At 58.3% G+C, this 8,887-nt stretch carries 10 protein-coding genes; 4 read left to right on the forward strand and 6 right to left on the reverse strand.

Annotated elements, in window-relative coordinates:
* Positions 1-120: integrase core domain-containing protein (locus tag GWQ31_RS21565; protein ID WP_275910247.1), on the forward strand; the 120-nt coding region annotated here is incomplete at its 5' end.
* Between the two features lie 68 nt (positions 121-188).
* On the opposite strand, the gene GWQ31_RS21570 is transcribed toward GWQ31_RS21565, so the two are convergent.
* Entirely contained in the window at positions 189-569 is a 381-nt protein-coding gene (locus GWQ31_RS21570) for a NirD/YgiW/YdeI family stress tolerance protein (RefSeq protein ID WP_265421017.1), read from the reverse strand.
* A 237-nt stretch (positions 570-806) separates the two neighbouring features.
* Here GWQ31_RS21570 and GWQ31_RS21575 point away from each other — a divergent pair, with 237 nt between their 5' ends.
* The gene (locus GWQ31_RS21575) at positions 807-1,814 is read left to right on the forward strand and encodes an SGNH/GDSL hydrolase family protein (RefSeq protein ID WP_275910242.1); all 1,008 of its coding nucleotides are present in this window, start codon (positions 807-809) and stop codon (positions 1,812-1,814) included.
* 59 nt (positions 1,815-1,873) lie between these two features.
* Here the strand turns inward: GWQ31_RS21575 and GWQ31_RS21580 are convergent, their stop codons facing one another.
* Complete coding sequence (locus GWQ31_RS21580; protein WP_212540919.1) at positions 1,874-2,608, reverse strand: transporter substrate-binding domain-containing protein; 735 nt, start codon at positions 2,606-2,608, stop codon at positions 1,874-1,876.
* 232 nt (positions 2,609-2,840) lie between these two features.
* Between GWQ31_RS21580 and ompA the strand changes: the two genes are divergently transcribed.
* Complete coding sequence (ompA, locus tag GWQ31_RS21585) at positions 2,841-3,872, forward strand: porin OmpA (RefSeq protein ID WP_275910243.1); 1,032 nt, start codon at positions 2,841-2,843, stop codon at positions 3,870-3,872.
* A gap of 75 nt (positions 3,873-3,947) precedes the next feature.
* Here ompA and GWQ31_RS21590 read toward each other — a convergent pair whose 3' ends face one another.
* The 3 genes from GWQ31_RS21590 to GWQ31_RS21600 are packed head-to-tail and all read right to left on the reverse strand — an operon-like array spanning position 3,948 to position 7,433.
* Positions 3,948-4,517 (reverse strand): PqiC family protein, encoded by a 570-nt coding sequence (locus GWQ31_RS21590; RefSeq protein WP_275910244.1) that lies wholly within the window; start codon positions 4,515-4,517, stop codon positions 3,948-3,950.
* A complete protein-coding gene (gene pqiB, locus GWQ31_RS21595) occupies positions 4,517-6,163 on the reverse strand; it encodes an intermembrane transport protein PqiB (protein WP_275910245.1) in 1,647 nt (548 codons plus the stop codon). Before pqiB ends, GWQ31_RS21590 begins: the two co-directional genes overlap by 1 nt.
* Positions 6,156-7,433: a paraquat-inducible protein A gene (locus tag GWQ31_RS21600; protein ID WP_111588862.1), complete on the reverse strand. Its 1,278-nt coding sequence runs from the start codon at positions 7,431-7,433 to the stop codon at positions 6,156-6,158. Before GWQ31_RS21600 ends, pqiB begins: the two co-directional genes overlap by 8 nt.
* A gap of 175 nt (positions 7,434-7,608) precedes the next feature.
* Between GWQ31_RS21600 and hfq the strand changes: the two genes are divergently transcribed.
* Entirely contained in the window at positions 7,609-7,968 is a 360-nt protein-coding gene (hfq, locus tag GWQ31_RS21605) for an RNA chaperone Hfq (protein WP_005313994.1), read from the forward strand.
* Between the two features lie 136 nt (positions 7,969-8,104).
* Here the strand turns inward: hfq and GWQ31_RS21610 are convergent, their stop codons facing one another.
* On the reverse strand, positions 8,105-8,695 hold the full coding sequence (locus GWQ31_RS21610) for a beta-phosphoglucomutase family hydrolase (protein ID WP_275910246.1): 591 nt from the start codon (positions 8,693-8,695) through the stop codon (positions 8,105-8,107).
* Between the last annotated feature and the right edge of the window lie 192 nt (positions 8,696-8,887).

The raw sequence follows: 8,887 nt of genomic DNA on the forward strand, positions 1-8,887 counted from the left end.
GAACACTTGCAACCGTGGCTGCATGAGTACAACTGGCATCGTCCTCATGCAAGTCTGGGCTATAAGCCCCCCATCAGTCGTCTTCAATCTGTGAACAACCTGGTGGGTTTACACAGCTAGCGGCCAAAACAGAAGGGCGCCTCCAAAGAGGCGCCCTTTTTACATATGACCTGTGCTGCGGTTGTGCCTTACTTGGCGATAAACCCGCCCTTGCTCTGCGGTGTGGCGCCTACCTTCTCCAGGCTCTCCACTTCCACTTCGGTCTTGTTCCAGCTGTGGTCCACTTCACCACGGATACGGATCAGATCGTCCGGGCCCACTTCGGTGCCACGCCACACATCCTGATCCACTTCCACTTCCACTTCGCCACTGGCATCGCGGAACATATAGTTCTCGCCGCCCAGGTGTTTGACCAGGTTACCCTCCAGGGTGGCCCAGCTGTCATCGGCCAGATCCTTCAACTGAGCGACGGACACCTTGTTCTGATCCTGCGGGCCCGTATAGGCCGCCATGGCGAAAGAAGAGATGGACATCAGGGTCAACAGACCGATTACGCTTGCCTTGTTCATTTCATGCTCCTGTCATTGGGTACGGGAGCAGTGTGCAAGCCGGGGCGTGAAACAAACGTGAAGCCTCCCCATCTGGGTGAAGGGGATGTGACCGTAATCGATTTAATCAGCACTGCCTGCTGAGAAATTTAATTCGGCTGGTTACGCTGCAAAATGGCAAAACAGCTTCCCAGCCCGTTTGCCTATCGAGGAAAAGCCTGCAGGCACCACCTGCTTCACATCAACGAGAACGACAAGATGAAAAAATGGTTCGTGTGTTTATTGGGACTAATCGCGCTAACAGTTCAGGCCGCCGACAGTCGCCCCGCCTTCTCCCGGATCGTGATGTTTGGCGACAGCCTCTCCGATACCGGCAAGATGTACAGCAAGATGCGCGGTTACCTCCCCTCCAGCCCGCCCTACTATGAGGGCCGCTTCTCCAACGGACCCGTCTGGCTGGAGCAGCTGACCAAGCAGTTCCCGGGTCTGACCATCGCCAACGAAGCGGAAGGCGGTGCCACTGCCGTGGCTTACAACAAGATCTCCTGGAATCCCAAGTATCAGGTCATCAACAACCTGGACTACGAGGTCACCCAGTTCCTGCAGAAAGACAGCTTCAAGCCGGACGATCTGGTGATCCTCTGGGTCGGTGCCAATGACTATCTGGCCTATGGCTGGAATACGGAGCAGGATGCCAAACGGGTTCGCGATGCCATCAGCGATGCGGCCAACCGCATGGTACTGAATGGTGCCAAGCAGATACTGCTGTTCAACCTGCCGGATCTGGGCCAGAACCCCTCGGCCCGCAGTCAGAAAGTGGTCGAGGCGGTCAGCCATGTCTCTGCCTATCACAACCAGCTGCTGCTGAACCTGGCACGCCAGCTGGCCCCCACCGGCATGGTAAAGCTGTTCGAGATCGACAAGCAATTTGCCGAGATGCTGCGTGATCCGCAGAACTTCGGCCTGAGCGACGTCGAGAACCCCTGCTACGACGGCGGCTATGTGTGGAAGCCGTTTGCCACCCGCAGCGTCAGCACCGATCGCCAGCTCTCCGCCTTCAGTCCGCAGGAACGCCTCGCCATCGCCGGCAACCCGCTGCTGGCACAGGCCGTTGCCAGTCCTATGGCCCGCCGCAGCGCCAGCCCCCCCAACTGTGAGGGCAAGATGTTCTGGGATCAGGTCCACCCGACCACTGTCGTGCACGCCGCCCTGAGCGAGCGCGCCGCCACCTTCATCGAGAACCAGTACGAGTTCCTCGCCCACTGATGACAAGGGGCCGACACATGGTCGGCCCCTTCTTTTTGCTCCTTCGATCCCCTATTGGGTCAACGGTAACGTTTCACGATACCGTCATAGATGCCATTCTGCCTGATGGTGGCCAGCGCCTCCTGCAGCCGTTTGATGACCTCCGGCGCCGTCTCCAGGCTCGCTGCCACATAGAGTTCTCCTCCGGTAAAGTCCTCGATGTCGTGCACTATCTTGAGGGTGCTGGGATCGTAGCCCGCCTGACGCACATAGTAATTTGCCGACTCCTGCGACACGGGCCAGAGGTCTATCCGCCCCATCAACAGCTTCAACATATTGGCCTCGTTATTGTTGTTGCGCTGCAGGTTGGAAAAGTTGCGCCCCATCAGGTACTGCTCCAGCGCATCATTGCGCACAGTGCCGATGGACCAGGTTCGCGCCTGCGACAGCTCGCTGAATGGCTTGATGTCGTCACGCTTGGCCAGGGCAAACACATGAAAGTTGATCTTGGCGATCACCCCTATCCACTGAAATTGCGCCTCACGCTCGGGGAAGCGACTGATGCTGTAAATAAGCACATTGGGCCGACTGCGAGCCAGTGAAATAGCTCTCGCCCAGGGGTAGATATCCAGATTGTACTCAAACCCCGCCTCCTCCAGCATGGCCTCCACCACCTCTGTACCCAGCCCCTTGATCTCGGCCTCCTCCAGATAGTTGTAAGGTGCATAATCCTCGGTCACCACCTGCAAGGTTTCGACGGCCCACCCCGGGGCCAACCACAGCGACCAGCACAGCCATATCCATTTGCCGTTCATCTCCACCTCGGTGTGATCCTGCCTCGCTTAACTATTGTCGCCCAGCCCCAGAGATCAAATCACGCCGACCGGCGGCGGGAGTAATAATCACAATATGCTTTATATCAGTTGCTTGAGAAGCTGAGGAAAGGGACTACGTTTAACCTGTTGTGGCTGTGCTATAGCCCCGACCCATAGAGGAGAGGCGACACAAGATCCCCCCTCACCCAACATGCAATTGCAGAGGCTCAACATGAATAAATCACTGATTACCTTACTGGTTTCAGGCTTGCTTGCGACCAACGCCCACGCAGCCGGACAAGACAACACCTGGTATGGCGGCGCCAAATTGGGTTGGTCCAATTTCTACGGTGTCGATGAAAACAACATCACCACCCTGCTCGATGAAGACAACGATGAAGTGGGCGCCGGTGCTTTCGCCGGTTATCAGATAAACCAGAATCTGGGGATCGAGCTGGGTTACGACTACTTGGGCAACTACAAGTACAGCGGTACCCGTAGCGGCGCGGCCTTCAACGATAAAGTAGAGGCTCAGCTGGCTCAGCTTACCCTCAAACTCGGCTTCCCGGTAGCAGAGAATCTGGATCTATACGGTCGCCTTGGCGGCGGATACGGTTGGGCCAGCAGTGACAAGCTGGATAACGACGGGCGATTCAACTTCGTCGGGGCACTCGGCGCAGAATACGCCTTTAATCTGGATTGGGCCGCCCGCCTCGAATACCAATACAGCTCGCCATACGGCGACCGCGAAGATACGGGTTTGCGCATGGACAATGGTCTGCTGGCCGTCGCCATGGTTTATCGCTTCGGCCAGGTCGCCCCTGTGGTAGCAGCCCCGGCGCCTACACCAGCCCCGGAGCCCGTCATGGTCGAGAAGCAATTCACCCTGAGCTCGGACGTACTGTTTGACTTCAACAAGGCGACCCTCAAACCGGAAGGCGGGCAGGCGCTGGATACCCTCTACGGTGAGATTGAGGCAGCCCGGCCCACGGATGGCGTCGCTACCGTAATAGGCTATACCGACCGCATCGGCTCGGATGCCTATAACCAGCGGCTCTCGGAGCAACGTGCCCAGACAGTCGCTGACTATCTCGTCGGCAAAGGCCTGCCAGCGGGCAAGGTCAACGTGGAGGGGCGTGGCAAAGGGTCCCCTGTCACCGGCGACAGCTGCACCAGTAAATCCAAGCATGAGCTGATCGTCTGCCTGGCTCCGGATCGCCGGGTCGAGGTCAAGGTGGAGGGAGTATCAGAAGTTCAGCAATAGTCTCATGACGCCACTTTGGTGGCTCCACGATAAAAAACGGGAGGCCGAGGCCTCCCGTTTTCATTCACGTCAGACTCAGGCGCCTTTGCGCACCTCTGCCGCAATCTGGTCAAGCAGCTGTTGCCAGCCTTGTCCCAGCTCGCTGACCAGAGAACCATAGCCGTCGGCTGGCAGCACTCGCACCTGCTGGAAGGGAACATCACGCAAGACAGTGCCCTCTTCCGTCAACAAGCGCCAGCGGCCGCTCAGCACGGCACGTCCATCGTGGCGCCCCTGGAAACGTTCGACCGAGATGCTCAGGACAGGGCCCTTGCGGGCACCGTCCTGACGTACCACCCAGCCGGGCAGGCGGCTGGACAAGCCACTCAGGGTCAGCTGATTGAGCTGGGCATCGAGGAAGCCTGCCCAGCGATGATACTCGGCGAAGTGCAGCTCATTGCCTTCCAGCTGATAGACCAGACTGACCCTGTCCAGCTGGCCCGACAGCACAACCGGACGCAACACCAGTTGATGCTGGGGTTGAGCCGTCACCGCAGCCGCCGGCTGTGCCTCGGCATCGAGAGAGTAGTAGTGCAGCGCCGTCGGGGCCGAACTGCAACCCGCCAGCAGGCCCAGCAAGGCCAGTGTCATTATCTGTTTTTTCATCATTGACCTCGCTTGGGCTCGGGATCACGGTGGCGAGCCCGATCGAAAATCAACGAACTCGGTTGTTCGTTGAGTGAATGCACCAGAGGCTGCAACTCACGCATCAACTGATTGAGCGACTGTACCGACTGGCGCAGATCCTGATTGGTCTGGGAGTTGGCATCGTACTCTTGCAACGTGCTCTGCAACTGCTTCAGGCTGTCGTTCAAGGACGCCGGCAACTGCTGGGTCGAGCGCTGACCGGTAAACTTGTTCAGATTGGTACTCACGGCACTGATGCTCTTGAGGGTCTGATCCAGCGTGGCCAGGGTGCTGTTGACCTGCGTCAGCGTCTTGGCCGTGTCCATGTCGACGAACTTGTCGAGGATCTGGTTCACCTTGCGCTCGATCTGATCCAGCCCGGCCTGAACGGTCGGGAACACCTGATAGCCGGCCAGCTTGACGGCCTGATACTTGGGGGCATCCGGATAGAAGTTCAGATCCACCACCTTGCCCCCGGTCAGCAGACTGGAGGTCTTGAGCGTTGCCCGCAACCCTTCCTTGAACTGCTTGCCAAACAGGGCACGCCACTGCTCCTTCTCAGCATTGGCATAGCGGTGAGAGAGCCGCTGTACCTCGATGCGCGCCAGTACCGGTATCTGTCGGCTTTGGAACATCTGTACCCCTTTCTCGTCGATGAGGTAGGGGGCCGAGATGACGGTACCGACCCGGATGCCGCGATATTCCACCGCAGCCCCCGGATGCAGGCCACCGACACTGTCTTCAAACAAAAACACATAATCGATGAACTGATCCAGACTACCGGCAAGCACACTGGCTTCATCCTGGAAGAGTGTGAAACCATCCATCTGCTTGACCGGCTCACCGGGGGCCCAGCCGGGTGGCAACCCCATTGTGATGCCACCGTCGAGCAGACTCTCCAGAGAATCCATCTTCACCTTCATCCCCTCGCTGCTCATGGAGACCTCGAAGCCCGGGGTCATCCAGAAGCGGGAGTTGCCGCTCACCAGCACGTCATAAGGGGTGTTGATGAAGATCTGGTACTGCATCTCGCTCTTCTCGGGCAGGAATTTCGCCTCTTCCACCTGGCCTATGGTAAAGCCCTGATAGTTGATGGGCGACCCAACCCCGAGCGCACGGGTATCCCGGCTGCTCAGGGAGAGCCGCAGCCCCTTGGCATCCTGGGAGGCCAGTGGCGGCTTGTCCAGCATGGCGTATTCGTCCAGGGGCTTGCCCTTTCTGCCAGGCGCCAGCTCGATATAGGCACCGGAAAGCAGAGTGCTGAGACCGGAGACCCCTTCCCGGCCAACCCTGGGCTTGACCACCCAGAATTGACTGTCTTTCTTGAGCATGCCGGCAGCAGCGTTGGTCAGGCGAGCCTTTAGCACCGCATGGCTGTAATCTTCACTGAGTTCCACTGCCTCGATACGACCCACTTCCACCTCGCGGGAGCGGATCACCGTCTTGCCCGCCACTATCCCTTCGGCGGTAGCCACTGTCAGGGTGAAGCTGGGACCTTGCGAATACCAATGCTGGAACAGCATCCAGACCCCGATGAACAGCGCCAGCAGAGGCACCATCCAGATTGCGGCGGCCGAGCTCAGAAAATCAGAGCCGGGTTTCCACCTTTTCTTACGCTCACTCACGTTCGCGCTCTCCTTGTTGTAAATCCCAGATCAGGCGGGAGTCGAAACTCATGGCAGCTACCATGGTGATCAACACCACACCCGCAAATGCAACGGCTGCAGGGCCCGGATAGACAGTCATCAGGTTGTCGAGCCGGATCAGGCCCGCCAATATGGCCACCACGAAGACGTCGATCATCGACCAGCGTCCCACAAATTCAGTCATGCGATAGAGCTTGAGCTTGCCAAGGGGTGAGGCCCCGTGGCCGCGCTGTACCATATAGCAAAGCCACAGCAGCGCCAGGATTTTCACCAGCGGCACCACAACGCTGGCGATGAAGATCACTGCAGCTATGGGGTAAGACCCCATGGCCCACAACAAAACCACCCCGCCCATGATAGTGGAAGGGCTGTCATCCCCGAGGAAGACGGTATCCATAATGGGATAAAGGTTGGCCGGTACGTAGAGGATCACAGAGGTGAAGAGCAGGGCCCAGGTCCGGTTGATGCCACCCGGCTTGCGGCTGTGCAGGTGCTCACCGCAACGCTTGCAGCTATGCTCCCCCACCTCACCCAGAGCACCGCAGATGTGGCACCCCACCAGCCCGGATGCCATGGCGCTGGCCTCGGCATCGGCATCGAGCTCGCGGGGTTCGGTCGGCCCGAACAGCCGCTGCCACAGCCACATGCGATCCAGCGACGAGATCGTCTTGATGAGCAGTACCGTGTAACCGACGAAGGCCCAGAACGACAGCCCCATCTTGATGTCAGCCATCCCCATCAGTTTGACCAGCGAAATGAGCACCCCGATGAGGAACACATCCACCATCAGCCAAGGCTTTATCCGGCAAAGCAGACGGCCTAGCGCACGCAGGGAATTGCTGTGCAGATCCTTGTCGACCCGCCACAGCACCAGCATGATGGAGCCCACATAGACCAGCGGCAGGCCGATAAGCGTCAAACTCAGCACAGCCCCAAGAAACAGGTAGCCCTGATCCACCAGAGTGGTGATGCACTGCAGAAACGTCATCTCCTGCCCTACCCCTTTGGCTGAGAAGGACATAAAGGTGAAGGAGTTGGAGAGGACAAACATGATGATGGCCGCAAAGCCATAGGAGATGGGCCTGCGTTCCTGCTCCGGCAGATGGACGCTCAGGACATGACCACAGCGCGGACAGCTGCTCTTCTCCCCCACGGCCAGCACTGTGGCCGGTACCAGCAGGTCACACTCTTCACATGCGGTCGCGTCGTGGGTATAGGTGGGTTTATGTAGGTTTGAAACCGGATGCAAGATGAAACCCCAAGATGAGGCCCGCCACGGGCCAGAGGCGCCAATTATTACAGCCGCGGCCCCCGCCGACCAGTACTGTCGTTACACCATACGGGATGGGCGTGAGAATGACTTTGACAAGCCAGTAGCCATTTAGCACAATCAAACGCCACTTTTTTCCGCGGGACAATAATTTATGACAACTGAATCCCCAAGCTACTCCACGATTGAGCAAGCCTTCTCCCTCGGGAACGGGCAAGATTCTGCCCTCAACTGGTTGCGTAAAAATCGCAGTCAGGTCGCCATCTTCCTGGTGAGCGGCATCAAGCTGGAAGGAACCATCAGCGGCTTCGACCAGTACAGCGTACTGTTGACCGATGCCCATGGTAACCAGCAGCTGGTCTACAAGGCCAAGATCTCCACCATCGCCATGCATTCCGGCCGTCCCCAGGTCAGCATACAGCGCGCCCGCAAGCCACGCGTCTCCATGGCGCCGCGCCCCCACGGAGCCCCGAGTCGTTACGACGACAATCAGGGCGGCAGCAGCGAGCAGTAACTGGCTTGCCTGAATCACCCCGAGACCATTGCTGAGTCAAAGGGTGACCGAGTCCATTCTCATTGATTATGTCTGTCCCGTATGAGAATGGACTCTATGCTTGGCCCGCTCGCGTCTCTCCCTCACCGCTTTCTCTTCAGTACTGCAAGTCGACCGGCTTGCCATCCCTGACCATGCAGGTCTGCATCCCGGCAGCCTGACCGGCCTGCATGCCAATTCCCGTATCCTCGAATACCAGACAGGTCGTCGGTTCAAGTCCTAAACGACTCGCTACCAGCAGGAAAGTATCTGGGTGGGGCTTGTGCAACTCCACATCGTCAGCGGTCACCACCACGGAGAAGTAGCGATCCAGTCCGGTATTGCGCAACACGGCTTGCGCGTTGATACGCGGCGACCCTGTGCCTATCCCCATGGGGATCTGGCCGTGATAACGCTGGACCAGCTCCAGCATGGCCGGAAAGACGACCACCTTGTGCAGATTGGCCACATAGTGCTCTGTCTTGCAACGGGTCACGACCACGGGATCCAGAGCGATCTGCTGCTGCTCGGCAACCAGCAGGGCAATTTTTCGACTCGGCATGCCGCCCAGCTCATAGAACCAGTCAGCATCGAAGCGAAAGCCAAACTCCCGGGAAGTGTGTTCCCAGGCGGCAAGATGCAGCGGCATTGAGTCCACCAAGGTGCCATCGAGGTCAAATACCAGGCCTTGAAATCCGGATAGGGTCATGGTGCAGGATCTATGTCTGAGAATGGGTCCCCATTCTAGCCAGAGCCACTCCTCATCGCCATGACCTAGGTGTGATCTCTCTGTAGGTTGTTCACTCGGGGCATTCCCGGAAAACTGGAGGCGCCAACCAAACCAATCATCCGAGGTGCCCCAGTGAACAACCATAAAAATGCCCGATTAACCGTCTTTGGT

Origin of the sequence: Aeromonas sp. 2MA4 (assembly GCF_029237305.1) — a bacterium.
Classification (GTDB): domain Bacteria; phylum Pseudomonadota; class Gammaproteobacteria; order Enterobacterales; family Aeromonadaceae; genus Aeromonas; species Aeromonas salmonicida.

Bases quoted from the DNA above. Each gene is read 5' to 3' on its own strand.
- GWQ31_RS21570 (WP_265421017.1), bottom strand. From the start codon at position 569: ATGAACAAGGCAAGCGTAATCGGTCTGTTGACCCTGATGTCCATCTCT.
- GWQ31_RS21575 (WP_275910242.1), top strand. From the start codon at position 807: ATGAAAAAATGGTTCGTGTGTTTATTGGGACTAATCGCGCTAACAGTT.
- GWQ31_RS21580 (WP_212540919.1), bottom strand. From the start codon at position 2,608: ATGAACGGCAAATGGATATGGCTGTGCTGGTCGCTGTGGTTGGCCCCG.
- ompA (WP_275910243.1), top strand. From the start codon at position 2,841: ATGAATAAATCACTGATTACCTTACTGGTTTCAGGCTTGCTTGCGACC.
- GWQ31_RS21590 (WP_275910244.1), bottom strand. From the start codon at position 4,517: ATGAAAAAACAGATAATGACACTGGCCTTGCTGGGCCTGCTGGCGGGT.
- hfq (WP_005313994.1), top strand. From the start codon at position 7,609: ATGACAACTGAATCCCCAAGCTACTCCACGATTGAGCAAGCCTTCTCC.
- GWQ31_RS21610 (WP_275910246.1), bottom strand. From the start codon at position 8,695: ATGACCCTATCCGGATTTCAAGGCCTGGTATTTGACCTCGATGGCACC.